The sequence below is a fragment of the Streptomyces sp. SCSIO 75703 genome, assembly GCF_036607905.1.
GTDB lineage: Bacteria > Actinomycetota > Actinomycetes > Streptomycetales > Streptomycetaceae > Streptomyces.
The window spans coordinates 5,838,374-5,863,548 of record NZ_CP144555.1; the positions used below are offsets into that span (position 1 = coordinate 5,838,374).

The window sequence follows — 25,175 nt, forward strand, 5'->3', positions numbered from 1 at the left end:
GTCCGGTGTCCGGGCCCGTCCTTGCACCCGTCCCGGTGGCGGGGGGCCCGGGGTTCCGGGCGCGTGGTGCCGGTCCTGCCGCCGTGGCGCGTGCGCGCCCCGGTTCCGTTCGCCGTGACACCCGCCCCGGTGGCGGCGCCGCACCGTGACCACGTTCCGGCCGCGGGGCCCTCGCGGTGACGCCGGCCGCCGGGCTGTCCGGTGCGGCGGCCGGCGTCAACCCGCCGTCAGGTAGGCGGGCAGCGGCGTGCCCGGGGCCAGGCCGGGGTCGGGGACCGGCGCCTCGTAGCCCGTGCGGAGCGGGACCAGTCCGGCCCAGTGGGGGAGGGCGAGGTCCTCGGGCTCGTCGTTGACCCCGCCCGTGCGCAGCTTGGCGGAGACCTCGGCCAGGTCCAGGCGGAGCACGGCGGTGGCGGCCAGTTCCTTCTTGTCGGCGGGCCGGGAATCGCGGGAGCGGCCCGGCACCGCGTGGTCGACCAGCGCGTCGAGCGCGGCGCGCTTCTCCTCCGCGCCGGTCACGTCGCGGGCCGTGCCGTGCACCACCACGGAGCGGTAGTTGACCGAGTGGTGGAAGGCGGAGCGGGCCAGCACCAGCGCGTCCACGTGCGTGACCGTCAGGCACACCGGCAGCCCCGGAGCGGACCCGGCCGCCATCCGCAGCGGGCGCGAGCCCGTCGAACCGTGCACGTAGAGCCGTTCGCCGACCCGGGCGTACAGCGTGGGCAGCACCACCGGGGCGCCGTCGCGGACGAAGCCGAGGTGGCACACGTACCCCTGGTCGAGGATCGCGTGCACCACGCTCCTGTCGTACGCGGCCCGGCCGGGGGAGCGGGTGGGGACGGTGCGGCCGGTGGGCGCGTAGGGCGGGGCGGGCGGTGGCGTGTCGCCGGGTCCCTGCATGGCGCTCTCCTTTGTATTAGTGCATACTGTACTTTGTGCTAGGAGAGTATCGGATCAGTGGGCGGGGTGCGGCGGAGATTTCCGCGAGCATCGAGGACGCCGTCGGCGCCGGGCGGCTGGAACCGGGGCAATCGCTCCCGCCGATGCGGGAGTTGGCCGCGCGGCTCGGGGTGAACCCGAACACCGTGGCCGCGGCCTACCGCACCCTGCGCGACCGCGGGGTCATCGAGACGGCCGGGCGCCGAGGCAGCCGTGTCCGGACGAAACCGGCCACGACCGGACGCGAGTTCCTGCGGGTGGAGGTGCCCGAGGGCGCCCGCGACCTGTCCGACGGCAACCCGGACCCGGCGCTGCTGCCCGAACTGGGCCCGGCGTTCGCGGAGGCGGCGGCGCGGGCCGACCGGGACCCCGTGCTCTACGGACACGCCCCCGAGGAACCGGAGTTGCTGCGCCTCGCGCGGGCCGAGCTGGACGCCGACGGCGTGCCGGAGGGGCCCGTCGCCGTCACGTCCGGCTCACTGGACGCCATGGAGCGGGTGCTCGCCGCCCACCTCAGGCCCGGTGACGCGGTCGCCGTCGAGGACCCGGGCTGGGGCGGCCTGCTCGACCTCGTGCCCGCGCTCGGCCTGCGTCCCGTCGCCGTCGGCGTCGACGACGACGGTCCCCTCCCCGACGACGTGCGCCGGGCGCTCGCCGCCGGCGCCCGCGCCCTGGTCGTCACGGACCGCGCGCAGAACCCGACGGGCGCCGCCCTCGGCGCCCCCCGCGCGGACGCGCTCCGGGCCGTGCTGCGGGAGCATCCCCGGACCCTGCTCATCGAGGACGACCACGGGCACCGGATCGTCGACCTCCCGCTGCACACCCTCGCCGGGACCACCCCCGCCTGGGCCTTCGTCCGCTCCGCCGCCAAGGCCCACGGCCCCGACCTGCGGCTCGCCGTGCTCACCGGGGACGCCCGCACCCTCGACCGGGTGCGTGGCCGCCAGCGGCTCGGGCCCGGCTGGGTCAGCCTCCTCACCCAGCGGGCCGTGGCCAGGCTGTGGGCCGACGGCGCGGTGGACACCCCGGCGGTGGCGGCGGCGTACGGGCGGCGCCGGGACGCGCTGCTCGGCGCCCTCGCCCGGCGCGGGGTGACCGCGTACGGGCGGACCGGCCTGAACGTGTGGGTGCCGGTGCCCGACGAGACCGGCGTCGTCGCCCGGCTGCTCGGGGAAGGGTGGGCGGTGGCGCCCGGCGCCCGCTTCCGGGTGCAGTCGCCGCCCGGCGTCCGGATCACCGTCTCGACCCTCACCGAGGAGGAGACCGGGCCCCTCGCGGACGCGGTGGCCTCGGCGCTGGGGGCCGGGCGGGCGCACAGCCGAGGCTGAGCGTGCCGGGGCGGCTCCACGGCCGCGGCTGAGCACGGTCACGGGGGAGGGGTGGGTCCACACGGCCGCGGCGGGGCAAGACGCCGGGGGGCGGCGCGGTGGGGCGCTCGGCACGCCGCGCGCGGGGTGCGGGGGACGCACTGCCACGTGAGGTGCGTGGGGCACGCTTCGCGCGAGGGGCGCGTGCGCCGGGTACCTGCGGGGCGCTCAGCGGGGTTCGCCGGCGGCCTCGGGCTCGGCGCGCGCCCCAGTCCTCTCCGGCCCGCCGGCCCGGGGACCGGAGCCCTGTGCTCCGCCGCTCCGCAGGCAGGCACCCTCCCGACCGGTGTCCCCGGGGGCGCGGTCGGCGGACCGGCCCGCGCGGGCGGCCCCCGGCCGTGCCTGCGTCAGCGCGGCACCCGCCAGGACGACGAGCGCGCCGGCCGGTGTCGACCAGGACAGCGGCTCGCCGAGCAGCGCCACGCCCGCGACGGTGGCGATGACCGGGATGAAGTACGTGACCATCTGGGCCGTCGTCGGCCCGACCTCGGCCACCAGGTCGTACTGGATGAGGAAGGCGAGCCCCGTGCCGAGGACGCCCAGCGCCGCCACCGCCAGCAGCGGCACCGCGGGGAAACGGCTCGGCACACTGGTGAACAGTGGTGTCACCACCGCCAGTTGCGCGGTCGCCGCCAGCAACTGCCCGCCGGTCAGGGAGAGGTGGGAGTGCCGGGAGCCGGCCAGGGTGCGGCGGACGTAGATCCAGCCGACCGGGTAGCAGAGCGAGGCCAGCAGAGCGCAGGCGGTGCCCGTGACGTCCAGGCCGTGGAAACCCTCCCAGACGCCCAGGACCGTCAGCACGCCGAGGAAGCCGATGCCGAGGCCGGCCACCCGCACCCTGCTCGGCCGGTCCTCGGAGAGCGCCACCAGCGACAGGAGCATGCCCCACAGCGGCGAGGTCGCGTTGCAGATGCCGGCCAGCGAGGACGGGATGGTCAGCTCCGCGTACGCGAACAGCGTGAACGGCAGCGAGTTCAGCAGCAGCCCGGCCACCGTCAGGTGCGCCCAGGTCCGCGCCCCGCGCGGCAGCCGCTGCCGCCGCAGCGCCATCACCGCGGCCAGCACCCCGGTACCGAACACCAGCCGCCCCAGCGTGACCTGGAACGGGACGAACGCCTCCGTCCCCACCTTCATGAGCAGGAAACTGAACCCCCACACCAGGGCGAGGACCGCGAAGCGCAGCCTCCAGTCGAGGGCGCGGCGAGGGGCGGCGGAGGACGGGGCGCTGGTCATGGGGACACGATGCGGCACCGCATCCTCGTAGCACAATCGATAAATCGAACGCGGTATCTCGTAGCATCGCTTACATGTTGAACCTGGAGCGCCTGCGCACCCTCGACGCCCTCGCCCGGCACGGATCGGTCAGCGGCGCCGCCGAGGGACTGCACATCACCACCTCGGCCGTCTCCCAGCAACTGGCCAAACTGGAACGCGAGGCCGGGCAGAAACTGCTCGCCAAGAACGGCCGGGGCGTACGCCTCACCGACGCCGGACGGCTGCTCGCCGAACACGCCGCCCGCATCCTCTCCCAGGTCGCCCTCGCCCAGTCCGAACTGGACGCCCACCGCGGCCAGGTCGTCGGAGAGCTGCGGCTGTCCGCCTTCCCGACCGCCGCCCGCGGGATCCTCCCCACCGCCCTCGCCGCCCTGCGCGCCGCCCACCCCGCGCTGCGCATCCGCTCCCGCGAACTCGAACCCGAGCGCGGCATCGCCGGCGTCGTGCGCGGCGACCTCGACCTGGCCGTCGTGCTCGACTGGTACAACAAGCCGATGCCGCTCCCCGACGGCCTGGTCAAGGCACCGCTCCTCGACGACCCCGCCGACGTGGCCCTCCCCGCCGGCCACCGGCTCGCCGGCCGCGAGGAGGTGGACCTCGCCGAGTTCGCCGAGGACGAGTGGATCACCTGGGGCGAGGGCGAGTTCTGTCACGAGTGGCTGATGTTCACCCTGCGCTCGCAGGGCATCGAACCGATCGTCGGCCACCGCGCCGCCGAGACCCACACCCAGCTCGGGCTGGTCGCGGCCGGGCTCGGCGTCTGCGTCGTGCCGGTGCTCGGCCGCCATCCGATGCCGCCCGGCGTGGTCACCGTGCCGGTGCGCCGACGGGTGCGCCGGCACGTGTACGTCGTCTGGCGCGCGGACGCCGACCGCCGCCCGTCGATCCGGGCGGCGGTGGCGGCCCTGCGCGCGGCCGCGGAACGCGTCGACGGCCCCCGGGGCCCCGCCCCGGGTGAAGGTCCGGGAGAAGGCTCCGGGAGGCCGTCCGCGGGAACCACCGCGACGCCCGGAGGAGGCGCCTAGAGCGACGACAGCTTGCGGAAGTCCCAGGACACGGTCTTCTCCGGCGTCAGCCGCAGCCAGGCGTGCCGGCCGTCGTGCGGCATCTCCTCCATGCCGAAGTTCTTCCGGGCGAACAGCGCCTCCGGCAGGTCGAGTTCGGCGCACAGCTCCCCGGTGCGCGGGGACTCGCCGACGAAATCGACCCGGCCGGAGAGTTCCGCGCCCCGCAGTTCGTGGTACTCCTCGCCCGTGTCGATCACGACGGCCACCCGCGGATCGCGCCGCAGGTCCGTCCAGCGCCGGCTGCGCACCACCGAGTACAGCCAGATCGAGGTCCCGTCCCACAGGAACCAGAGGGTGCTCACGTGCGGGGCGCCGCCGGCCGAGACCGTGGCGACCCGGCAGGTGCGCTGGGTGGTGAGGAACACGTCCAGCTCACCGGGGGTCATCATGATCTTCCGGCCCCGGCGCTGGGTGACGGTCATCGCTGTTCTCTTCCTCTCGGTTGCCCCGTCTCGTGGGTCCGGGCCGCCCGGCCCGGACCCGGCCCGGCTCAGGCGAGCAGGATCGCGTCACCGTCGACCGTGATGGCCACGGGCGGCAGCGGCTTGCGGGCGGGGCCGCCCCGCACGCTGCCGTCGGAGATCGAGAAGTCGCTGTTGTGGCACGGGCAGTTGATGACGCCGTCCGCGACGCCGCCGACGGCGCAGCCCTGGTGGGTGCAGGTCGCCGAGAACGCCCTGAACTCGCCCGCCGACGGCTGGGTCACCACCACCTTCCGGTCGGCGAAGACCTTCCCGCCGCCCTCGGGGATGTCGGCGGTCGCCGCGAGCGCGTCCCCGGCCCGGCCACCGCCCGCCGTGGACGCCCCGGCGGAGTCGTCCGCCGGCTCCTGTTCGCCGCCGCACGCGCCGAGCGCGACGGCGAGCCCGGCAGCTCCGGCCGCCGCGACGACGGTACGGCGGGCCGGACCCGCGGCAGGGTGGAACGATGCGCTGCTCATGCCGGTTTCCCTCCGGATGGACACCTGGTGATCGCCGACAGGTACGGCCCGGGAGGGCCCGGTGTTCAACGCGCCGCTCCCCGCCCCGGCCGGCACACCCCGCGCCTGTCCACCCGGGCGCGACGAGCGAGGAAGCGGGACACCGCCCGGTGCGCTCCCGCGGCGGCGACGGAGCGGTCCCGGCGGACGGGGTCCGAACCCGTGGCCGAAGCGCCTGGCGACGGGGCCGGCCGGCTGCCACGGGGTGATTCCCTTTCCGGGCCGGAAGGCGCGTCATCATCCGGCCCGGATTCTTCGGGGCGGCCGGAAAAAAAGAAGTCGCATAGTTGATTCATGTACGGATGTATGTGCGGTGATGGTTGACGGTTAATTCATGTGCGGCGATGTGCGGCGATGTGCGGCGCGGGGGCGTAAGGCTGGACTCGGCGCACCGATCGCCTCTCGCGCAGCGGTGCGGGAGCGGCTCGTCCGATGCCCTCGGCCCGCCCGGTTCCCCGGCGGGAATCCGGCCGCCGGGCCCGGGCCGGACAACTCGCGCGGACCGCGTGCGCCACGGTTCCAGCCGTCGCCCCGGCCGGCCGCGATGCCCCGATACACGCAGGTCGGCAGGGTGCGGGAGCCCGGGAAGGCGGCGACCGCCGTTCGCGTGAAGTCTGCGGGGGAAGATGCCTGGCCGTGCTCCCCGGGCCTCACCGCGACGCGGGAAAAAGGGGAATGCGGTCTCCGGGGCGCATCGCTCCCGACGTCCTTCGCGCCGTTACGGAACACCTGTTCCCGGGGGCGCGCGGCGATAGGGGTTCCGCTTGATTCACCCCTTGTGCTTTCGCTCTGCGCCGGTGGGCATCTCCGGGTGTCGCAGCACGCCCGTGCGCCCGCCGCACCGGCTTCTGTCCGTCGGGACTGGGTCATACCTTCTTACCGAAGGAATGATTCAGCCGGTGGTCCTCGCCGTCGAGAGGGACGTGAATGACGAGCCACGCAGCCGAAATCGACCTCGAAGACCTGCTCCGCCGGACGCTGGACGCCACCGGCGAGAGCCCGCGCTGGACCATCGACGCGGACGAGATGTGGTGCCGCCTCACCCCCCGGTCGGCCGCCTCACGCAAGCAGGGCTGGAAACTGCACGTGTCGGCGACGTCCGTCTCCGCCCCGGCCGTCCTGGCGAAGGCGCTGGACGTGCTGCTGCGGGAGGAGTCGGTGTTCAAGTACGCCCGGACCCTGGAACAGGTACGGGCGCTCAACTCCCGTGCCACGCCCCGGGGAAGCTCGGGCAAGTTCCTCACCGTCTATCCGCGCTCCGACGCCGACGCGGCCCGGATCGCGGCGGAACTGCACAGGGCGACCGAGGGGCTGGCCGGCCCGCGGATCCTGTCGGACCAGCCCTACGCCGCGAACAGCCTGGTGCACTACCGCTACGGCGCCTTCGTCGGCCGGCGCCGGCTCTCCGACGAGGGCCTGCTCGTGTGGTTCATCGAGGACCCGGACGGCAACCCCGTCGAGGACAAGCGCACCGGCCGGTACTCCCCGCCCGCCTGGGCGGTGAGTCCCTTCCCCGCCTCGGTACCGGCCCCGAGGCGCACCGGGAAGGCGCCGGCCGGACCCGTCCTGCTGGGCGGACGCTTCTCGGTACGGGAAGCGATCCGCCACACCAACAAGGGCGGCGTGTACCGGGGGACGGACGTCTCCACGGGCGGGCCCGTGGTCATCAAGGAGGCCCGGCCGCACGTCGAGGCCGACGCCACCGGGGCCGACGTGCGCGACTGGCTGCGCGCCGAGGCCCGGACCCTGGAGAAGCTGAGCGGCACGGGCCTCGCCCCCGAGCGCCTGGCGATGTTCGAGCACGGCGGGCACCTGTTCCTCGCCCAGGAGGAGATCCCGGGCATACCGTTGCGGAACTGGGTCGCCGAGCACTTCCGTGACGTCGGCGGCGAGCGCTACCGCACCGACGCCCTGGCGCAGACGGAGAAGTTGGTGGACCTCGTCGCCGCGGCCCACGCCCAGGGCTGCGTCCTGCGGGACTTCACCCCCGGCAACATCATGGTCGGACCGGACGGTGAACTGCGCCTCGTCGACCTGGAACTGGCCGTCCTGGAAGGCGACGCCGCCCTCCCGACGACCGTGGGGACCCCGGGCTTCAGCGCTCCCGAACGGCTGTCGGACGCGCCCGTCGCGCCGAGCGCCGACTACTACAGCCTCGGCGCCACCGTGTGCTTCGTGCTCGCCGGGAAGGTGCCGAACCTGCTCGCCGAGGAGCCGGCCGGCCGGGCCCCGCAGCAGCGGCTCGCCGCCTGGCTGGACGCCTGCGCCGGCACGCTCCTGCTGCCGGACGGCATGGTCGAGATGATCCTCGGGCTGATGCGGGACGATCCCGCCGAACGCTGGGACCCGGCCGGGGCGCGCGCCGCCCTGCGCCGGATGGACCGGGGCGTCGCCGGGCGCCCCGTCGCCGTCCCGGCCCGCGCGGACGGACGCCACGACGCGACGCGGGCCGCGGTGGCGGGCATCGTCGACCACCTCGTCGACTCCATGACCCCGCAGGACGAACGGCGGCTGTGGCCCGTGTCCACCGTGGCCGGGGAGACCGACCCCTGCACCGTGCAGCAGGGAGCGGCCGGCGTCCTGGCGGTCCTGACCCGGTACTTCGAACTCACCGGCGACGCGCGCCTGCCGGAGCTGATCTCCACCGCGGGCCACTGGACGGCGGCCCGCACCGGCACCCGCTCCACCCGCCCCGGTCTGCACTTCGGCGGGCGGGGCACCGCCTGGGCGCTGTACGACGCCGGCCGCGCCATCGGCGACCGCGCCCTCATGGACCACGCGACGGCTCTCGCCCTGGCACCGCAGGAGCCGACGCCCAGCCACGACGTCACCCACGGCACCGCGGGGAGCGGACTCGCCGCCGCACACCTGTGGCACCGCACCGGCGACCCGCGATTCGCCCGGCTCGTGACGGACGCGGCCGACCGTCTGGCCGCCGCCGCCCGCCGCGACCCGACCGGGGTGAGCTGGCCGGTCCCCGCGGAGACCCTGTCCGGGCGAGAAGCCTCCGAGGAGGTCGGCAAACGCTATCTCGGCTTCGCCCACGGAACCGCCGGCATCGGGTGCTTCCTCCTCGCCGCGGCGGCCGTCTCGGACCGCCGGGAGTACCGGGACCTGGCCGTGGCGGCGGGGGAGGGCCTGGCCGCCGAGGCCGTGCGGATCGGCGAGGCCGCCCAGTGGCCGGCCCAGGCCGGTGGTGTGCCCACGGCGCCGTACTGGTGCCACGGCTCGGCGGGCATCGGCTCCTTCCTGCTCGGACTGTGGCGGACCACCGGGGACGACCGCTACGGCCGGCTCGCCCGCCAGGCCGCACGCGCCGTGGTGGAGCGCGCCTCCCGGGCACCCCTGACCCAATGCCACGGACTCGCGGGCAACGGAGACTTCCTCCTGGACGTGGCCGAGGCCACGGGGGACTCCGTCCACCGCACGCGGGCCGAGGAACTGGCCCGCCTGATCGTCGCCGAACGGGCCCACCGCAACGGTCACGTCGTCTTCCCCAACGAGTACGGGGGAGTTTCGACCGGCTGGAGCGACGGGTCCGCGGGGATCCTGGCGTTCCTCCTGCGGACCCGGCACACCGACTCCCGGCACTGGTCGATCCACCAGCCGGGCTGAGCGGCGGGAACCCCCGCCGCCGACACACAGAGAGGGAGACCGCCATGGAGAACCGTGACCTCGAACTGCTGGCCGAACTGCACGCCCTTCCGGAGACCGACCCGGTCGGCGCCGACGGAGCGGTCGCCGCGACCTGCGAGTGCGTCGGCCTGCTGACGCTCCTCAACACCGTCTGTATCGGCATCAGCTGCGCCTGACCGGCCGATGAGCCCTCCGGCTCCGGTCCCGGCCGACGGCCGGGACGACGGAGGTCGTACCGGGGACCCGCCGAGTACCGCTCCCGGCGGGCCGGGAGCACTCGGCGTCCGCGCCACGACCTGAACCGGGGCAGGACCACAAGGGCCTGAACGTCTCCGGCCGGCGGCCCAGGCGGCCGTCGGCCGGAGCACGCGCCCGGCGGGGGAGCCGTTCACCGTGCCGCGCCGGGACCCGGGCGGCCCGCCCGTGAACCGTCGCCCGCCGAGTCCGCAGACGACACCCCGGCAGACGAGGACCTTACGATGCAGCCGAGATCCGGTGGCGACGCCCCCGCCCGGACCCCCCTCCTGACCGCCGCCTCCACGGACGCGGCCCCCACGGCACCCGACGCCACGCCACCCGCCCCCACGGGACCCGCTCCCGAGGAGGCGTACGCCATCAGCGCCCGCGGCCTGGTCAAGACCTACGCGAGCCCCGACGGCACCCCCACGCACGCCGTCCACGGCCTGGACCTGGACGTGCGCCAGGGAGAGACCTTCGCCTTCCTCGGCCCCAACGGCGCCGGGAAGTCCACCACCATCGCCCTGCTGTGCGCCCTGGCGCGCCCCACCGCCGGCCGGGCCACGGTGGCCGGCGCCGACGTGCTCGGCCGGCCGGACCGGGTGCGGCAACAGGTCGGCATCCTCTTCCAGCACAGCGCCCTGGACATGGACCTGACGGCCGAACAGAACCTCCGTGTCCACGGCCGCCTGTACGGAATGAGCCGTCGCCACGCGCGCCTGCGCATCACCGAGACCCTCGACGCCGTCGGACTGGCCGACCGGCGGCGAGCCCCGGTACGCACCCTGTCGGGTGGTATGCGACGACGCCTGGAACTCGCCCGCGGCCTGCTGCACGCGCCCCGGGTCCTGTTCCTGGACGAGCCGACCACCGGCCTGGACCCGCACGCCCGTGCCCAGGTCTGGGAGCACCTGCGCGACCTGCGCGACCGGTACGGCACCACCCTCTTCCTCACCACCCACTACCTGGAGGAAGCGGAGAACTGCGACCGGCTCGCCATCATCGACCGCGGACGCCTGGTGGCCCAGGGCACGCCCTCCGCGCTGAAGGGCGCGATCGGGGACGACCGGGTGGTGCTGCGCACCGGCGACGACCTGGCGGCGTACCACGTCGTACGCCGGACCGCCCCCTCCGGCGCCCGCGCCGCCCCGGACGCCGACGGGATCCACCTGCGCGTGCCCGACGGCAGTTCATGGATCCCCCGCCTGTGCGCGGCGCTCGAGGCCCACGGCATCACCGTGCACGCCGCCTCCGCGACCCCGCCCACCCTCGACGACGTGTTCTTCCACCACACCGGCCGCAGCATCCACGCGGGACGGCCCACTGCGCCGCCCGCCCTCGGCGGGACCGGCCGGGCCTCGGCGCCCGGCTCCGCCGGGCCGGACCGGGCCACGGCGCCGGCCGAGGGGCGCCCGTGAGCACCTCCGCCCCGCGGGCCACCGAAGCCCCGTACGCCCCGGACTCCTCCGGCGGCCCGGACCCCGCGCCGCCGGCCCGCCTGCGCCGCGAACTGCGCGCCGTCCACGCACTGGTCCACCGCGACCTGCTGCGCCTGTCCTGCCAGCACACCCACACGGCCCTGATGCTGATCCAGCCGGTGCTCTACCTCTTCGTCCTCGGCGGCGGACTGGCCGCCCTCATCCCCGAGTCACGGCTGGGCGTCGGCTACCAGGCATACCTCTTCCCCGGCATGCTGATGATGACCGTCCAGACGCCGGCCATCATGGTCGGCATCCGCCTGATCACCGACCGCCAGAGCGGCTATCTGCGCGAACTGCTCATGGCCCCGGTACGCCGCTCTACCCTCCTCCTGGGGAACTGCGCGGGCGGCACCCTGGTCGCCGCCGTCCAGGGCGCCGTGCTCCTCGCCCTCGCCGGGGCGGTCGGCCTGCCCTACGACCCGGTCCTCCTGGCACTGCTCCTCGCCGGCATGGTCCTCGCCTCCTTCACCATCACGGCCCTGTCCCTGGCCCTCGCCGTGACCCTGGGCCGCCCCGAGGTGTTCCACATGCTGCTGGGCCTGGTGATGATGCCGCTGCTGTTCCTCTCCGGCGGATTCTTCCCCCTGCACGCCCTGCCGGGCTGGGCGCAGACACTGGCCGCCGTCAACCCGCTCGCCTACGGCGTGGACCTGCTCCGGCGGAGCATCGAACTGCGGGTGCCCGACCACGTGGCCGCGACGGGCATCGCATGGTTCGGCCGGCAGCCGCCCCTCCCGCTGGAAGCCGCCGCCCTCCTCGTCACGGGCGCCGTGGCGCTGCTCTGGGCCGCCCACCGCTTCGGGCGCCCGGAGTGACACGGACCGCGCCCGGAGGGACACGGGCCGGGCGGCGTACGGCGGCCCCTCTGCGGCTGTCCGGCGCCCCGAGGGGCCGCCGACGGGACGAGCCGGCCCCGGGAGGAAGGCCGACGAGGGCGGGACCGGGAGATCGCGTAGCCTGGCGTAATGCTGACCGGGGTCGCCGCCACTCGCTACATCACCGCCCTGCGTGAGGGCGGGTCCCTGCCGGGGCTGATCGAGGCCGACGACCTCGGGACGTACGTGCTCAAGTTCACCGGGGCCGGGCAGGGGCGGAAGACGCTCGTCGCCGAGGTCGTCGCCGGGGAACTGGCCCGGCGGCTCGGCTTCCGGGTGCCCCGGCTGGTGACCGTCGACGTCGACCCGGTGCTGGGTCTCGGCGAGCCCGACCCGCAGGTGCAGGACCTCCTCAAGTCCAGCGCCGGCACCAACCTCGGCATGGGCTTCCTCTCCGGCGCCCTCGGTTTCGACCCGCTCGCCTTCCCGGTGAGCCCCGAGGAGGCCGGCCGCGTCGTCTGGTTCGACGCGCTGGTCAACAACGTCGACCGCTCCTGGCGCAACCCCAACCTGCTCTGGTGGCGCGGGGAGCTGTGGCTCGTCGACCACGGCGCCACACTCATCTGGCACCACCACTGGCCCGGCGCCGACGCCTCCGCCGCCCGCCCCTACGACGCCCGCGACCACGCCCTCGCGCCGTTCGCGCCGGACGTCGCCGCCGCTGCCGCCGCCCTCGCGCCCCTGGTCACCGAGGACCTCCTCGCCGAGGTCACCGCCGAGATCCCGGACGCCTGGCTGGAGGGCGAACCGGGCTTCGACACCCCGGACGACCTGCGCCGGGCCCACGCGCGGCCGCTGCTCGCCCGAGCCGCCACCGTCCACGAACACGTCCGGCACGCCCAGGAGGAGGACCGGTGAGCGACCGGCACGTCTTCGAGTACGCGCTGCTGCGGGTCGTGCCCCGCGTCGAACGCGGCGAACGCGTCAACGCCGGGGTCCTCGTCTACTGCCGGGCCAAGGAGTACGTCGGCGCCCGCACCCACCTCGACGAGGCCCGGCTCCTCGCCCTCGACCCCGGCGTGGACCTGCCCGGGGTGCGGGCCGCGCTGCGCGCCGTCGAGGGCGTGTGCGGCGGCGGCGACCTCGCGGGCCAGGCGGCCCCGGACGAGCCCGGCCGCCGTTTCCGCTGGCTGATCGCGCCCCGCTCCACGATCCTCCAGCCCGGCCCCGTCCACACCGGCCTCACGGCCGACCCCGCGGCCGAGGCGGACCGCCTCCTGGACCTGCTCGTCCGCTGAACCGGGGCGGACCCGGCGCCGCCGGGTGCCGTCGGCGGTCGGGGGAGACCGAAAGGGCGCCGGACGCCACCGGCGCCACGGGGGCGCCCGGCGCCGAGGCACGACCGATGCCCCGGGGACGGCGCCCCGGGCCGCCCTCAGCGCCGGCGGCGCCACCGGATCACGTAGCCCGCGGCGAGCGCCGAGCCGAGCACGAAGGTGAGCCCGATACCCACGTCGCGGTCGCTCGGCCCGCTCTTCGCGGCACCGCCGACCCCGCCCCGCACACCGCGCGTCGGCGCCACCGGACCGGAGGCGTCCGGAGCCGGCACGGCGGCCGGGGGCGCGGTGGCGGCGGGCAGCGGCCGGGAGGTGGCCGAGAGCGACGGGGGCGAGGCGTCCGCCGCCGCGCACCGAGCCGTCCCCTCCGCGTCGCGGCACTCCGCGCCGTCCGCGTGGGCGGGCGCGGACGGCAGGGCGAGCGCCGCGATCAGGGCGGCGGTGCCGGCGGCTCCGGTACGACGGCGCATGGGCGTCTCCTCTCCGGCGGAAGGGCTCGCCCTGCCGACGCTAGGTGCGCCGTGCCCGCGCGGCGCGCGGCGTTGCGCCGGCCGGGGGAAGGGGCGGGCGGGGCGGCAGGTGCCGCCGGCCGCCCCGGCAGAGCCGCCGGGGCGGCCGTCCGACGGGGTAATGGATCACACCCGGGAGGTGTCCCGTTGACACCGGGTGCCAGGGCTTCTAGCGTCACGTACGCGGAAGGTACTAAGCGGTCGCTCACCGCGGCGCCCGGCTCCGCACGGCCGCATCCCCAGGACGAGGAGAAGCAGCAATGTCCACCACTGAGCAGCGGGTCGCCGTCGTCACCGGAGCCGCGCGCGGCATCGGTGCCACCACCGCCGTACGCCTGGCCGCCGAGGGCCGTGCCGTCGCCGTCCTCGACCTCGACGAGGCCGCCTGCGCGGACACCGTGGAGAAGATCACCGCGGCCGGCGGCACCGCCCTCGCGGTCGGCTGCGACGTCTCCGACGAGGCGCAGGTCGAGGCGGCCGTCGCCCGGATCGCGGCGGAACTGGGCGCCCCGGTCATCCTCGTGAACAACGCGGGCGTGCTCCGCGACAACCTGCTGTTCAAGATGAGCGCCGCCGACTGGGACACCGTCATGAACGTGCACCTGCGCGGCGCGTTCCTCATGACGAAGGCGTGTCAGAAGCACATGGTGGACGCGCACTTCGGCCGGATCGTCAACCTGTCCTCCTCCTCCGCGCTCGGCAACCGCGGCCAGGTCAACTACTCCGCCGCCAAGGCCGGCCTCCAGGGCTTCACCAAGACCCTCGCCAAGGAACTCGGCAAGTTCGGCGTCACCGCCAACTCCGTCGCCCCCGGCTTCATCGCCACCGACATGACCGCCGCCACCGCCGGGCGCATCGGCATGGGCTTCGAGGACTTCAAGGCCGCCGCCGCCACCCAGATCCCGGTCCAGCGCGTCGGCGAGCCCGAGGACGTCGCCAACGCCATCGCCTTCTTCACCGGCGAGGCGGCCGGCTTCGTCTCCGGCCAGGTGCTGTACGTGGCCGGCGGGCCGCTCGACTAGGCATCCCCACACGGCCACGGCGCCGCGGGCGGGGCCCCGGGCGTGGCCGGCAGCCGTATCCAGAGGGACTCACAAGGACAGACGGGAACATGACTTCCGTGGAACTTTCGGGCAAGGTCGCCCTCGTCACCGGCGCCAGCCGAGGTATCGGCTACGGCGTCGCCGAGGCGTTCGTCGCGCGCGGCGACCGCGTCTGCATCACCGGCCGCAACGAGGACGCGCTGAAGGAGGCGGTCGACCGGCTCGGCGCCGACCGGGTCATCGGTGTCGCCGGCAAGGCACACGACGAGACACACCAGGCCGCCGCCGTCGAGCGTGTGATGGAGGCGTTCGGGCGTGTCGACTTCCTGGTCAACAACGCGGGAACCAACCCGGTGTTCGGCCCGATGGCCGACCTCGACCTGGGCGTCGCGCGCAAGGTCTTCGAGACCAACGTGATCTCGGCGCTCGGCTTCGCCCAGCGGACCTGGCACGCCTGGCAGAAGGAGAACGGCGGCGCCATCGTCAACATCGCCTCCGTCGCGGGCATCGCGCCCTCGCCCTTCATCGGCGCCTACGGCGTCAGCAAGGCCGCGATGATCAACCTCACGGCGCAGCTCGCGCACGAGTTCGCGCCCGGGGTACGCGTCAACGCCATCGCCCCGGCGGTCGTCAAGACCAAGTTCGCCGCCGCCCTGTACGAGGGGCGCGAGGCGGAGGCCGCGGCCGGCTACCCGCTCGGCCGGCTCGGCGTGCCCTCCGACATCGGCGGCGCCGCGGCCTTCCTCACCTCGGACCAGTCGGACTGGATCACCGGTCAGACGCTGGTCGTCGACGGCGGCGTCTTCCTCAACGCGGGCATGGGCTGACCCGCCGCGCACCTGCCCCCGGCACGGGTGTCGCCGCCGCGCGCGGGCGGCACCCGTGTCCGTCTATCGGACCCTCGTCACCGTGACAACGTAGTCATCTCGAAATGATCAAAACCGCTGTTCAGCCGGGGTCCAGCGTGTGTGGCGCTGCGGTATGGTCTGCCGACTCTTGGTACGGCCGATCGAGGAGCGTGCGCGTGTTCAACCGGAGCCGATGCCTGCGGCGGGTGGCCGCCATCGTGTCCGTGGCGACGTTGGCCGGCGGCTGCGGCATGCTGTCCTCGGGCGACGCGAACGACGAGGACCCCATCGTCGTCGGCACCACCAGCCCACCCAGCACCCTCGACCCGGCCGCCTCGTGGGACGGCTCCTGGGAACTGTTCCGCAACGTCTACCAGACGCTGCTGAGCTACCCCAACGGCGCGACCCTCCCCGAGCCGGACGCCGCCGAGGAGTGCGGCTTCACCGACTCCCGCAACCAGGTCTACCGCTGCACGCTGCGCAAGGGGCTGACCTTCTCCAACGGGAAGCCGCTCGACGCGCGGGCCGTCAAGCACTCCATCGACCGTATCGGCAAGATCGACGTCAACGGCGGCCCCGCGGGACTCCTCGGCAGCCTCGACAGCGTGCGGGCCGAAGGCGACCGCGAGGTGGTCTTCCAGCTCTCCAAGCCCGACGCCACCTTCCCGTTCGTCCTCGCCACCCCCGCGATGGCCATCGTCGAACCCGACGGCTACCCGGCGGGACGGCTCCGGGACGACGGCCGGGTGGTGGGCTCCGGCCCGTACACCCTGACCGCCTACCAGGAGGGCCGGCGGGCCGAACTCGTCCGCAACGACCGCTACAAGGGCTTCGCCAAGCTGCGCAACAAGGCCGTCACCATCCGGTACTTCAAGGACTCGGCCGAGATGGTGAAGGCGCTGCGCGAGCGGAGCATCCAGGTCACCTACCGCGGTCTGGCCGCCGACGACGTCGTCACCCTCCAGGGCCGGGCCGGCCGGGACGAGAACATCCAGCTCGTCGAGGGCAGCGGGTCCGAGATCAACTACCTGGTCTTCAACCCCGAGGACCCCTGGGCGGGCCGCAAGTCCGTCCGCCAGGCCGTCGCGCAGATCGTCGACCGGGCGCTGATCGCCCACGAGATCTACCAGGACACGGTCGACCCGCTGTACTCGATGGTCCCCAAGGGGCTGACCGGCCACACCACCGGCTTCTTCGACGACTACGGCGACCCCAGCGTCGACAAGGCCCGCCGCATCCTCGCCGAGGACGGCATCACGGAGAAGGTCCCGCTGACCCTCTGGTACACCACCGACCGCTACGGCTCCGAGACCGCCCTGGAGTTCAAGGAACTCAAGCGCCAGCTGGAGGCGTCGGAGCTGTTCACGGTCAAGCTGGAGAGCCGCCCGTGGAAGACGTACGTGGCGGGCTACCAGAAGGGCGAGTACCCGGTCTTCGGACGCGGCTGGTCCGCGGACTTCCCGGACGCCGAGAACTTCATCGCGCCCTTCGTCGGCGAGCAGAACGCGCTCGGCACGCCCTACCTCGCCCCGGAGATCACCGACAAGCTGCTCCCCAGCTCCCGGCGCGAGAGCGATCGCGGCATGGTGCACAAGTCGTTCCGGCGGGCGCAGGAGATCCTCGTCGACGACGCGCGGCTGCTGCCGCTGTGGCAGGGCAAGCAGTACGTGGCCGCCAGCGCGGACATCTCGGGCGCCGAACGCGCCCTCGACCCCTCGACGATCATGACGATGTGGCAGCTCTACCGGAAGACGAGCTGGTAGCGGGCCCGTTCCGGGCCGTGGTGGCCCGCCGGGCGGACCGCGCGGCGGATTGTCGGTGGTCGCCGGTAGGTTCGGGGAACCGGAAGCCACCGCACAGCGTAAGGAAGTTGACGTGACCGACATCGCCATGCTGCCCGAGTCCTGGCGCGAGGTGCTGGGCGGCGAACTGCGGCAGCCCTACTTCAAGGAGCTGATGGAGTTCGTCGAGGAGGAGCGGGCGAACGGCCCCGTCTACCCGCCCCGCGAGGAGGTCTTCGCCGCGCTGAACGCCACGCCGTACGACCGGGTGAAGGTGCTGGTCCTCGGCCAGGACCCCTACCACGGCGAGGGGCAGGGCCACGGCCTGTGCTTCTCCGTCCGGCCGGGCGTCAAGGTGCCGCCCTCCCTGCGGAACATCTACAAGGAACTCCACGCCGAGCTGGGCGTCCCCGTCCCGGACAACGGGTACCTGATGCCCTGGGCCGAGCAGGGCGTCCTGCTGCTCAACGCGGTGCTCACGGTCCGGGCCGGCGAGGCCAACTCGCACAAGTCGCGGGGCTGGGAGCTGTTCACCGACGCGGTGATCCGCGCGGTGGCGAACCGGCCGGACCCCGCGGTGTTCGTGCTGTGGGGCAACTACGCGCAGAAGAAGCTGGCGCTGATCGACGAGACGCGGCACGTGGTGGTCAAGGGGGCGCACCCCTCGCCGCTGTCGGCGAAGAAGTTCTTCGGCTCCCGCCCGTTCACGCAGATCAACGAGGCGGTCGCCCGGCAGGGCCACGAGCCGATCGACTGGACGATCCCCCACCTGGCCTGAGCCCGCGGGCGGGCCGGCGCCCCGGCCGGCCCGCCCCCTGCGCGTCGCGCGGTCGCCTGCCCCGGATCGCCCCCGCCTGCGGTTAGCGTCGTCGCAGACAGCGACGAGGGCACGGAGGACGCGGTGGCCAGGGGACAGGAGCAGTCGGCGCCCGATGCCGTGCTGACGCGGATCGGCCAGGTCGTCATGCTGCACCACGCGGGCGACCGCGAGGAGGCGCGCGACCGTCTGCTCGGGCTGTGGGCGGAGGTCGGCGAGCACGGCGACCCCCTGTACCGCTGCACCCTCGCCCACTACCTGGCCGACACGCAGGACGACCCGGGGGACGAGCTGGCCTGGAACCTGCGTGCCCTGGCCGCCGCCGAGGAACTCGCCGAGGACCGGTGCGGCGGCCCGCGTCCGGGCGCTTCGGCGGCGCGCGCCCTGTACCCCTCGCTCCACCTCGACCTGGCCGCCGACTACCTCCGCCTCGGCCGCCACGGCGCCGCGCGCGGCCATCTCGGCCAGGCCCGTCGCACGGCCGCCGCCCTGCCCGCCGACCGGTACGGCGACCGGGTGCGCGCGGCGATCGACCGTCTGGAGGCCCGCCTCGACGACGAGGACCCCACCCCGGACGGCCCGTGGCGCGCGCCGCGGCAGCGGCCCTGAGCCGCCCGGCCCCGGGCAGGAGCCCGGCGAACGGCCGGTCCGCGGGGTTCAGTTGCCGTAGGCCCGGTCGCAGATGACCGCTTCCGGACTGTCCGGCTGCCAGCCGCCGAACCGTTTGCCGAGCGCGCAGAGGTCCGCCGTCCCCCCGCCCGGTCCGCCCTGCGGGGGCACGGCGGGGAGCGTGGCGCGCGGCGCCGGCGTGCCGGCGCCCTGACCCTGCGGTGCCTTCGACCGTGGGGCCCGGGGCGGCGGCACGGCGGCCGGGCCCTCGCCGCCCGGCGGAGCAGCCGGGGTGGTGGCCCGCTCGGCGGCGGGGGAGGGACCGGTCCCCTCCAGCGCCTCCCGGGCCGGGCCCTCCGCGGGCCACGGTTCGGCGGAGCCGTCGGGACGCGGTGCGGTCGTGCGCGTACCGGGACCCGTGGGGGAGCCGGACGGAGAGTGGACCGTCGTACAACCGGCGAGGGCCGAGACAGCCACGGTCACCAGAAGCGTTGCGGTGGTCGTCGTTCGATGCACGCGGGTCACTCTGGCGGCTCCGGCGCCGCGCGCGCCGCCGGACAGGCACACTGTGCCCCTCACGGGTGATGTCCGCCCCCGTACGGAGGGCGCCGCGACCACGCGGGGTGACGCGCGGGCCTGCCGGGCCCCGCCGGGCGGATCGGCGGACGGGCGGACGAGTGGACGGCCGGGCCCGGGGCGGCCGTCGGTGGGTGGTGCCAGCCGCCTCCCGGACGGCGTGTCCCGCCGGGCTTTCGCGCCCGGACGGTGTGTCGGGGCGGGCCCGGGCGCGGATGCGTCGTCCCGGTTTCCGGGGCCGCGTCAGTCCGGTGCCATCGTGGCGAGCAGTTCCCGCAGGCCGGTGCGGAGTTCGTCCAGGGCGGGCGGGGCGGCGGCGAGGGAACCGGCGACGCCGGAGAACAACAGCCCGTCGGCCCAGGCCACGAGCACACGCACGTGGCGGGCGGGGTCGGGGGAGCCCAGGGCGGTCACCATGGCCCCGAGCTGCTCGCGGAAGCGGGCCCCCGCCGCGTCGAAGTGGATGCGCAGCTCGGGCCGGCGGGTGGCCTCGAGGGCCAGTTCGTAGCGGGCCAGCGTCAGCGCGCGGTTGCCGGTCATCGCGCGGTGCGTCGCCAGCGCGAGCGCCTCCACCAGGGCCTCCACGCCGTCCCGCGGATCGGGCATCTCGTCCAGCGCCAGCACCCGCGCCTCCCGGTCCGCGAGCCGTCGTACGGCCAGTTCCAGCAGCGCCTGGCGGGTGCGCGCGACGTTGGAGGTCGAGCCCTGCGGGAACCCGGCGGCCTCGTCGACCGCCCGGTGCGTCAGCCCCCGCATACCCCGCTCGGCCAGCAGGGCGAGCGCGGTGTCGGCGACGCGATCGGAGCGGGCGGGAGGTGCGGACATGGCCGCCAACCTATCCGACCTCCCCGAGGAACTACGTCCGTAGTACAGTCGTGACGAGGTCTACTACGCCTGTAGTGAAGGAGGATCATGGCACTCCCACGGCACGCCGTCGTGATCGGCGGCGGCATCGGCGGGCTGACCGCGGCGGCGGCCCTGCACCGCGGCGGCCTGCGCGTCACCGTCCTGGAACGGGGCCCCTCCCTCCAGCCGCCCGGCGCCGGCATCTCCCTGTCGCCCAACGCCCTGCGCGCCCTCGACGTGATCGGCCTCGGCGACGAGGTCCGCTCCCTCGCCGCCTGGCAGGGCGACGGCGGCCTGCGCACCCCCGGCGGGCGCTGGCTCTCGCGCTCCGACGCCGCCGCCGCGGCCGAGCGTTTCGGCGGCCCCCTGGTGCTGCTGCACCGCTCCACCCTCGTCGGCCTCCTCGCCGGCCGTCTGCCACCCGGCACGGTCCGCACCGACGCCGACGCGGACGTCGCCGACCCTGGCGGCCCCGGCCGGCCCGCCCGGGTGCGCACCCCCGACGGCGAGATCGAGGCGGACCTCGTCGTGGCCGCCGACGGCATCCGCTCCGCCGCCCGCGCCGTCCTCTTCCCGGGCCACCCCGGACCCGTCTACTCCGGCTTCACCACCTGGCGCGTCGTCATCCCGCTGCCCGGCGTCGCCTTCGCCTCCCACGAGACCTGGGGCCGCGGCCGGATCTGGGGCACCCACCCCCTCGGGGACGGCCGCGTCTACGCCTACGCCGCCGCCGTGACGCCCGCGGACGGCCACGCCCCCGACGACGAGAGGAGCGAACTGCTGCGCCTCTTCGGCGACTGGCACGAACCGGTCCCCGCCGTCCTCGCCGCCCTGCGCCCCGAGGACGTCCTGCGCCACGACGTCCACCACCTCGCCGAACCCCTGCCCGCCCTCCACCGCGGCCGGGTCGCCCTCGTCGGGGACGCCGCGCACGCCATGCCGCCCAACCTCGGCCAGGGCGGCAACCAGGCCGTCGAGGACGCCGTCGTCCTCGCCCACCACCACGACGACCTCGCCGCCTACACCGCCGCCCGGCTGCCCCGGACGACGGCCGTCTCCCGGCAGGCCGTCAGGGTCGCCCGCCTCAGCCTGCTGACCGGCCGGACCGGCGTCGCCGTACGCGACGCCGCGATGCGGCTGCTGTCCCTGGCCGGGCCCGCCCTGTTCCTGCGCGGCTTCGACGGCATCGCCGACTGGCGTCCGCCGCAGCGGCCGTATGCTTCCGAGCGGACCCAGGCCGGATAGTGTCGAAGGAGAACACCCCGTGAAGGTCGGCTGCATCGGACTCGGAGACATCGCGCGGAAGGCGTACCTGCCCGTGCTCGCCGTCCTGCCCGAGGTGGAACTGCACCTGCACACGCGCACCCCCGCGACGCTCACCCGCGTGGCCGACTCCCTGCACCTGCCGGCCGGCCGGCGCCACACCCGCCTCGACGCGCTGATCGGCCAGGGCCTCGACGCGGCCTTCGTGCACGCGCCGACCGCCGCCCACCCCGAGATCGTCACCCGGCTCCTGGAGGCCGGCGTCCCCACCTACGTCGACAAGCCCCTCGCCTACGAACTCGCGGACTCCCGCCGCCTGGTGGCCCTCGCCGAGGAGCGCGCCACCAGCCTCGCCGTCGGCTTCAACCGCCGCCACGCCCCCGCCTACGCGCAGTGCGCCGAGCAGCCCCGCGACCTGATCCTCCTGCAGAAGAACCGCACGGGCCTGCCCGAGGACCCCCGCACCATGGTCCTCGACGACTTCATCCACGTCGTCGACACCCTCCGCTTCCTGGTCCCCGGCACCGTCGACGACGTGACCGTGCGCGCCCGCGTCGAGGACGGGCTGCTGCACCACGTCGTCCTCCAGCTCGCCGGTGACGGCTTCACCGCGCTCGGTGTCATGAACCGGCTCAGCGGGTCGGCCGAGGAGATCCTGGAGGTGTCCGGCCAGGACGCCAAACGCCAGGTGGTCAACCTCGCCGAGGTCATCGACCACAAGGGTCAGCCGACCGTGCGCCGGCGCGGCGACTGGGTGCCGGTGGCCCGCCAGCGCGGGATCGAACAGGTGGTCCTCGCCTTCCTCGACGCCGTCCGCGCGGGCGAGGTGCTCAGCGCCCGGGACGCGCTGGAGACCCATGAGCTGTGCGAGCGGGTGGTGCGGGAGGTGCTGGAGCCGGCCGCCTGAGCCGCGCCGCCCCCTCGGCCACGCCCCACCCCGCCAGCGCCAGCAGCGCTCCGCCCACCGGCCAGGGGCCGTACCGCACGTACACCGTGGTGCCGCCCCGCGCGAGCGGCACCTCGTAGACCTCGGCGGTGCTCGCCCCCGTCCCGAGCCACGGACCGACCCGTTCGCCGCGCCCGTCGTAGACGGCGCTGATTCCGGTGAGCGTCGCGTGCACCATCGGGCGGCCCGTCTCCGCGGCGCGCAGCGCCGCGAGCGAGGCGTGCTGCGCGGGCGCCGCGGTGTGCTGGAAGGTCGACGTGGACGACTGGGCCAGCAGCAGCGCGGCCCCGTCCCGGGCGAGCCGGCGGCTCATGTCCGGGAAGGCGCTCTCGAAGCACACCAGCGGCCCGATCCGCAGCCCGTCCCCGGTGTCCATCACCACCTGCCCGGTACCGCGCCGGCGGTCCTCGTCGGCCGCCTTGCCGACGGAGGTGGCCCAGCCGAGCAGCGAACGCGCCGGGACGTACTCCCCGAACGGCACCAGCCGCATCTTGTCGTACCGGTCGCCGGTGGGGCCGCCGGGCCCGACGAGGAGCGAACTCTTGTAGATGCCGGGCCGGTCGGAGCGGCGCGCGTCCACGTTGACCAGGAGGTCCGCGCCGGTCTCCCGGGACAGCGCGGCGAGCCGGCGGGCCAGGTCGGGGCGGTCCGCGAGGTCGTGGCCGACGCTGCTCTCGCCCCAGACGACCAGGTCCACGTCCCGGCCGGCCAGGTCCCGGGTCAGCCGCTCCTGCCGGTCGAAGCGGCGCTCGGCGCTGTCCGGCCCGGTGACGATCCCCGGCTGGACCACGGCGACCGAGGCCCGTGCCCCGCTCTGCGGGCCGGGCGCCCACGCCCACGCCGACGCGGTGGCGGCGCCCGTGGCCACCAGCCCGGTCAGCGCGGCCACCCGCGCCCGGCGGTGCGCGATCAGCACGGCGACCGCGGTGTTGACGGCGACCACCAGCGAGCTGAGCAGCCACACCCCGCCCACCGAGGCGAGCCGCAGCGCCGGGGCGGCCTCCCACTGACTGGCGCCGAGCATCCCCCAGGGCCCGCCGAGCCCCTGCCAGGAGCGGACCAACTCCACCGCCAGCCAGCCCGACGGCACCACGACGAGCCCCGCCGCGACCCGCCCCGGCGTGGCGGACGCCCCGAGGAACCGGCGTACGAGCAGGCCCCAGGGCGCCCACAGCGCGCCGAGCAGCGCGGCGATCACGAAGGTGAACACGTGCAGGCTGGGCACCAGCCAGTGGTGCATGGCCAGCATGAACGCGAACCCGCCGAGCCAGCCCTCCCGGGACGCCGCCCGGCCGTCCGGCGCGGAGGCGGCCAGCAGCAGCCACGGCACCAGCGCGACCCAGGCCCACCACCACAGGCCCGGCGCCGGGAAGGCGAGCACCGGCAGGGCACCGGCGAGCAGGGCGGCGGCCGGGCGGCGCCACGGGGAGGCGGTCCAGGGGCCGAGCTTTCTCATGGGGCCCTTCCTACCCCGGGACGCGCCCGGCGTGCGCCCGCGGCACGACCCCGCCGGCCGGCATCGCGCCCGGCGCGTCCCCCCGATGCGCCGGATGCCTCCGGTCCGGGAGTGTCCTAGGTGGGCCCGATGCCTCCGGTCCGGGTGCGCACCGATCGGCCGGAGCCCCGGCCCGGCGCGTGACCGGCCGGCCGGACGCTCCCGGCCCGCCCCGGTCACTCCACCTCGACGCCGAAGCCCACGACGCGTTCCTCGAGGCCGCCCCGGTTGTCCCCACCGCCGGGTGGGGCGGGGCTACTCCAGCCGGCGATCGCACGGGGCGTATCCACGCCTCGCGGGCGCCCTGCCGCGCGGAGGACGGTCTTCCCGGCGGCCGGAAGGCGCCGGGGGTGGCGGGGGCCGGCCGTGCGCCTCTAGGGTGAGCGGCGACGATCGATGATCGATCAAAGGTGCGGCGCGGTACTCCCGGACTCCGGGAGCCGTCCACCGCGGACCGGTGTGGAGGTGGGGCATGGCACGTCCTGTCACGGTGGTGACCGGCGGCAGCCGCGGGATCGGCGCGGCGGCCTGCCGTCGTCTCGCGGCCGACGGACACGACGTCGCGGTCGGCTACGTCCGGGACGCGGCGGCGGCCGACGCGGTCGTGGCGGCGGTGGCCGAGGCCGGCGGGCGGGCGCTCGCGGTACGGGCGGACACCTCCGAGGAAGCCGACGTCGAGCGGCTCTTCGCCCTGGCGGAGGACCGGCTCGGCCCGGTGACCGGCCTGGTCAACAACGCCGCCGTCACCGGGCCGCTGGGCCGCCTCGCCGACACCGGCACCGACACCCTGCGCCGGGTCGTGGACGTCAACCTGCTCGGCGCGCTGCTGTGCGCGCGACGGGCGGCGCAGCTCATGACGGCCCGGGGGAGCGGGGTGATCGTGAACGTCTCCTCGGGCGCCGCCACCCTCGGCAGCCCCGGCGAGTACGTCCACTACGCAGCGACCAAGGCCGGCGTCGACGCCCTCACCCTCGGCCTCGCCAAGGAACTCGGCCCGGACGGCGTGCGGGTCAACGCGGTCGCCCCCGGCCTCGTCGACACCGACATGCACGCGGCCATGGGCGACCCGGACCGGCCCGCGCGGATGGCGCCGGGGGTGCCGCTGCGACGGGCGGGGCGGGCGGAGGAGATCGCGGCGGCGATCGCGTGGCTGATGTCCGGGGAGGCGTCCTACGCGACCGGTACGGTGCTCCGGGTGGCGGGCGGGCGCTGAGATCCGGCGCGGTCGAGCCCCCGGCGGGCCGCGGTCGTCCGGCGGGACGGCCACCGGCGGCGTCCCGGCCGCGCGGCCGGGGCCCCGGGCCCCGCC

24 protein-coding genes are annotated in these 25,175 nt (G+C 75.3%); 16 read left to right on the forward strand and 8 right to left on the reverse strand.

Annotated features, from left to right (window positions below):
- Positions 1-216: 216 nt before the first annotated feature.
- Positions 217-900, reverse strand: a complete 684-nt coding sequence (locus VM636_RS25740) for a pyridoxamine 5'-phosphate oxidase family protein (RefSeq protein ID WP_030418670.1) — start codon at positions 898-900, stop codon at positions 217-219.
- 35 nt (positions 901-935) lie between these two features.
- Between VM636_RS25740 and VM636_RS25745 the strand changes: the two genes are divergently transcribed.
- Complete coding sequence (locus tag VM636_RS25745) at positions 936-2,267, forward strand: aminotransferase class I/II-fold pyridoxal phosphate-dependent enzyme (RefSeq protein WP_053914107.1); 1,332 nt, start codon at positions 936-938, stop codon at positions 2,265-2,267.
- Between the two features lie 207 nt (positions 2,268-2,474).
- Here the strand turns inward: VM636_RS25745 and VM636_RS25750 are convergent, their stop codons facing one another.
- Positions 2,475-3,539, reverse strand: a complete 1,065-nt coding sequence (locus VM636_RS25750; RefSeq protein ID WP_338485865.1) for a DMT family transporter — start codon at positions 3,537-3,539, stop codon at positions 2,475-2,477.
- 74 nt (positions 3,540-3,613) lie between these two features.
- Here VM636_RS25750 and VM636_RS25755 point away from each other — a divergent pair, with 74 nt between their 5' ends.
- Entirely contained in the window at positions 3,614-4,606 is a 993-nt protein-coding gene (locus VM636_RS25755; protein ID WP_338485866.1) for a LysR family transcriptional regulator, read from the forward strand.
- On the opposite strand, the gene VM636_RS25760 is transcribed toward VM636_RS25755, so the two are convergent.
- The gene (locus VM636_RS25760) at positions 4,603-5,070 is read right to left on the reverse strand and encodes a pyridoxamine 5'-phosphate oxidase family protein (RefSeq protein ID WP_030418666.1); all 468 of its coding nucleotides are present in this window, start codon (positions 5,068-5,070) and stop codon (positions 4,603-4,605) included. The two genes, VM636_RS25755 and VM636_RS25760, sit on opposite strands and share 4 nt — an antisense overlap.
- 68 nt (positions 5,071-5,138) lie before the next feature.
- A complete protein-coding gene (locus VM636_RS25765) occupies positions 5,139-5,588 on the reverse strand; it encodes a Rieske (2Fe-2S) protein (RefSeq protein WP_030418665.1) in 450 nt (149 codons plus the stop codon).
- Positions 5,589-6,554: 966 nt separating this feature from the next.
- Between VM636_RS25765 and lanL the strand changes: the two genes are divergently transcribed.
- The 6 genes from lanL (at position 6,555) to VM636_RS25795 (ending at position 13,094) form a co-directional block, all read left to right on the forward strand.
- A complete protein-coding gene (gene lanL, locus VM636_RS25770) occupies positions 6,555-9,242 on the forward strand; it encodes a class IV lanthionine synthetase LanL (RefSeq protein ID WP_338485868.1) in 2,688 nt (895 codons plus the stop codon).
- 44 nt (positions 9,243-9,286) lie between these two features.
- Positions 9,287-9,439: a VenA family class IV lanthipeptide gene (locus VM636_RS25775; protein WP_199809336.1), complete on the forward strand. Its 153-nt coding sequence runs from the start codon at positions 9,287-9,289 to the stop codon at positions 9,437-9,439.
- 303 nt (positions 9,440-9,742) lie between these two features.
- Positions 9,743-10,918 carry an ATP-binding cassette domain-containing protein gene (locus VM636_RS25780; RefSeq protein ID WP_338485869.1) on the forward strand — a complete coding sequence of 392 codons (1,176 nt, stop codon included), beginning with the start codon at positions 9,743-9,745 and terminating at the stop codon, positions 10,916-10,918.
- Positions 10,919-10,998: 80 nt separating this feature from the next.
- Positions 10,999-11,796, forward strand: coding sequence for an ABC transporter permease (locus VM636_RS25785; RefSeq protein ID WP_053914122.1), 798 nt, complete (start codon positions 10,999-11,001; stop codon positions 11,794-11,796).
- 150 nt (positions 11,797-11,946) lie between these two features.
- Entirely contained in the window at positions 11,947-12,714 is a 768-nt protein-coding gene (locus VM636_RS25790) for a HipA family kinase (RefSeq protein ID WP_030418661.1), read from the forward strand.
- Positions 12,711-13,094, forward strand: coding sequence for a DUF3037 domain-containing protein (locus VM636_RS25795; protein ID WP_030418660.1), 384 nt, complete (start codon positions 12,711-12,713; stop codon positions 13,092-13,094). Before VM636_RS25790 ends, VM636_RS25795 begins: the two co-directional genes overlap by 4 nt.
- Positions 13,095-13,231: 137 nt before the next feature.
- On the opposite strand, the gene VM636_RS25800 is transcribed toward VM636_RS25795, so the two are convergent.
- Complete coding sequence (locus tag VM636_RS25800; protein ID WP_030418659.1) at positions 13,232-13,603, reverse strand: hypothetical protein; 372 nt, start codon at positions 13,601-13,603, stop codon at positions 13,232-13,234.
- 299 nt (positions 13,604-13,902) lie between these two features.
- On the opposite strand from VM636_RS25800, the gene fabG reads away from it, so the two are divergent.
- The 5 genes from fabG to VM636_RS25825 all read left to right on the forward strand — a co-directional run bounded on the left by fabG (position 13,903) and on the right by VM636_RS25825 (position 18,740).
- Positions 13,903-14,664 carry a 3-oxoacyl-ACP reductase FabG gene (gene fabG, locus VM636_RS25805; RefSeq protein WP_030418658.1) on the forward strand — a complete coding sequence of 254 codons (762 nt, stop codon included), beginning with the start codon at positions 13,903-13,905 and terminating at the stop codon, positions 14,662-14,664.
- Between the two features lie 89 nt (positions 14,665-14,753).
- Entirely contained in the window at positions 14,754-15,512 is a 759-nt protein-coding gene (locus VM636_RS25810) for an SDR family oxidoreductase (protein WP_030418657.1), read from the forward strand.
- A gap of 197 nt (positions 15,513-15,709) precedes the next feature.
- A complete protein-coding gene (locus tag VM636_RS25815) occupies positions 15,710-17,296 on the forward strand; it encodes an ABC transporter substrate-binding protein (RefSeq protein ID WP_030418656.1) in 1,587 nt (528 codons plus the stop codon).
- Between the two features lie 112 nt (positions 17,297-17,408).
- Entirely contained in the window at positions 17,409-18,092 is a 684-nt protein-coding gene (ung, locus tag VM636_RS25820) for a uracil-DNA glycosylase (protein ID WP_338485870.1), read from the forward strand.
- Between the two features lie 123 nt (positions 18,093-18,215).
- A complete protein-coding gene (locus VM636_RS25825; protein WP_030418654.1) occupies positions 18,216-18,740 on the forward strand; it encodes a hypothetical protein in 525 nt (174 codons plus the stop codon).
- Positions 18,741-18,788: 48 nt separating this feature from the next.
- Here VM636_RS25825 and VM636_RS25830 read toward each other — a convergent pair whose 3' ends face one another.
- Positions 18,789-19,256 (reverse strand): hypothetical protein, encoded by a 468-nt coding sequence (locus tag VM636_RS25830; RefSeq protein WP_324616643.1) that lies wholly within the window; start codon positions 19,254-19,256, stop codon positions 18,789-18,791.
- Between the two features lie 303 nt (positions 19,257-19,559).
- Positions 19,560-20,150 carry a TetR/AcrR family transcriptional regulator gene (locus VM636_RS25835; protein WP_053914103.1) on the reverse strand — a complete coding sequence of 197 codons (591 nt, stop codon included), beginning with the start codon at positions 20,148-20,150 and terminating at the stop codon, positions 19,560-19,562.
- A 78-nt stretch (positions 20,151-20,228) separates the two neighbouring features.
- Here VM636_RS25835 and VM636_RS25840 point away from each other — a divergent pair, with 78 nt between their 5' ends.
- Together VM636_RS25840 and VM636_RS25845 are read left to right on the forward strand one after the other, a co-directional pair.
- On the forward strand, positions 20,229-21,407 hold the full coding sequence (locus VM636_RS25840; RefSeq protein ID WP_030418651.1) for an FAD-dependent monooxygenase: 1,179 nt from the start codon (positions 20,229-20,231) through the stop codon (positions 21,405-21,407).
- Positions 21,408-21,426: 19 nt separating this feature from the next.
- Positions 21,427-22,332 (forward strand): Gfo/Idh/MocA family oxidoreductase, encoded by a 906-nt coding sequence (locus VM636_RS25845; RefSeq protein ID WP_030418650.1) that lies wholly within the window; start codon positions 21,427-21,429, stop codon positions 22,330-22,332.
- Here the strand turns inward: VM636_RS25845 and lnt are convergent.
- Positions 22,256-23,827 carry an apolipoprotein N-acyltransferase gene (gene lnt, locus VM636_RS25850; protein ID WP_030418649.1) on the reverse strand — a complete coding sequence of 524 codons (1,572 nt, stop codon included), beginning with the start codon at positions 23,825-23,827 and terminating at the stop codon, positions 22,256-22,258. The genes VM636_RS25845 and lnt overlap by 77 nt on opposite strands.
- Positions 23,828-24,338: 511 nt before the next feature.
- On the opposite strand from lnt, the gene VM636_RS25855 reads away from it, so the two are divergent.
- Positions 24,339-25,079: an SDR family oxidoreductase gene (locus VM636_RS25855; RefSeq protein ID WP_030418648.1), complete on the forward strand. Its 741-nt coding sequence runs from the start codon at positions 24,339-24,341 to the stop codon at positions 25,077-25,079.
- Positions 25,080-25,175 lie beyond the last annotated feature (96 nt).

What these genes read in the sequence shown, in the direction of transcription:
- VM636_RS25740 (WP_030418670.1), bottom strand. Translation starts at nt 900, where the DNA reads ATGCAGGGACCCGGCGACACGCCACCGCCCGCCCCGCCCTACGCGCCC.
- VM636_RS25750 (WP_338485865.1), bottom strand. Translation starts at nt 3,539, where the DNA reads ATGACCAGCGCCCCGTCCTCCGCCGCCCCTCGCCGCGCCCTCGACTGG.
- VM636_RS25755 (WP_338485866.1), top strand. Translation starts at nt 3,614, where the DNA reads ATGTTGAACCTGGAGCGCCTGCGCACCCTCGACGCCCTCGCCCGGCAC.
- VM636_RS25760 (WP_030418666.1), bottom strand. Translation starts at nt 5,070, where the DNA reads ATGACCGTCACCCAGCGCCGGGGCCGGAAGATCATGATGACCCCCGGT.
- VM636_RS25765 (WP_030418665.1), bottom strand. Translation starts at nt 5,588, where the DNA reads ATGAGCAGCGCATCGTTCCACCCTGCCGCGGGTCCGGCCCGCCGTACC.
- lanL (WP_338485868.1), top strand. Translation starts at nt 6,555, where the DNA reads ATGACGAGCCACGCAGCCGAAATCGACCTCGAAGACCTGCTCCGCCGG.
- VM636_RS25775 (WP_199809336.1), top strand. Translation starts at nt 9,287, where the DNA reads ATGGAGAACCGTGACCTCGAACTGCTGGCCGAACTGCACGCCCTTCCG.
- VM636_RS25780 (WP_338485869.1), top strand. Translation starts at nt 9,743, where the DNA reads ATGCAGCCGAGATCCGGTGGCGACGCCCCCGCCCGGACCCCCCTCCTG.
- VM636_RS25790 (WP_030418661.1), top strand. Translation starts at nt 11,947, where the DNA reads ATGCTGACCGGGGTCGCCGCCACTCGCTACATCACCGCCCTGCGTGAG.
- VM636_RS25800 (WP_030418659.1), bottom strand. Translation starts at nt 13,603, where the DNA reads ATGCGCCGTCGTACCGGAGCCGCCGGCACCGCCGCCCTGATCGCGGCG.
- fabG (WP_030418658.1), top strand. Translation starts at nt 13,903, where the DNA reads ATGTCCACCACTGAGCAGCGGGTCGCCGTCGTCACCGGAGCCGCGCGC.
- VM636_RS25810 (WP_030418657.1), top strand. Translation starts at nt 14,754, where the DNA reads ATGACTTCCGTGGAACTTTCGGGCAAGGTCGCCCTCGTCACCGGCGCC.
- VM636_RS25840 (WP_030418651.1), top strand. Translation starts at nt 20,229, where the DNA reads ATGGCACTCCCACGGCACGCCGTCGTGATCGGCGGCGGCATCGGCGGG.
- lnt (WP_030418649.1), bottom strand. Translation starts at nt 23,827, where the DNA reads ATGAGAAAGCTCGGCCCCTGGACCGCCTCCCCGTGGCGCCGCCCGGCC.
- VM636_RS25855 (WP_030418648.1), top strand. Translation starts at nt 24,339, where the DNA reads ATGGCACGTCCTGTCACGGTGGTGACCGGCGGCAGCCGCGGGATCGGC.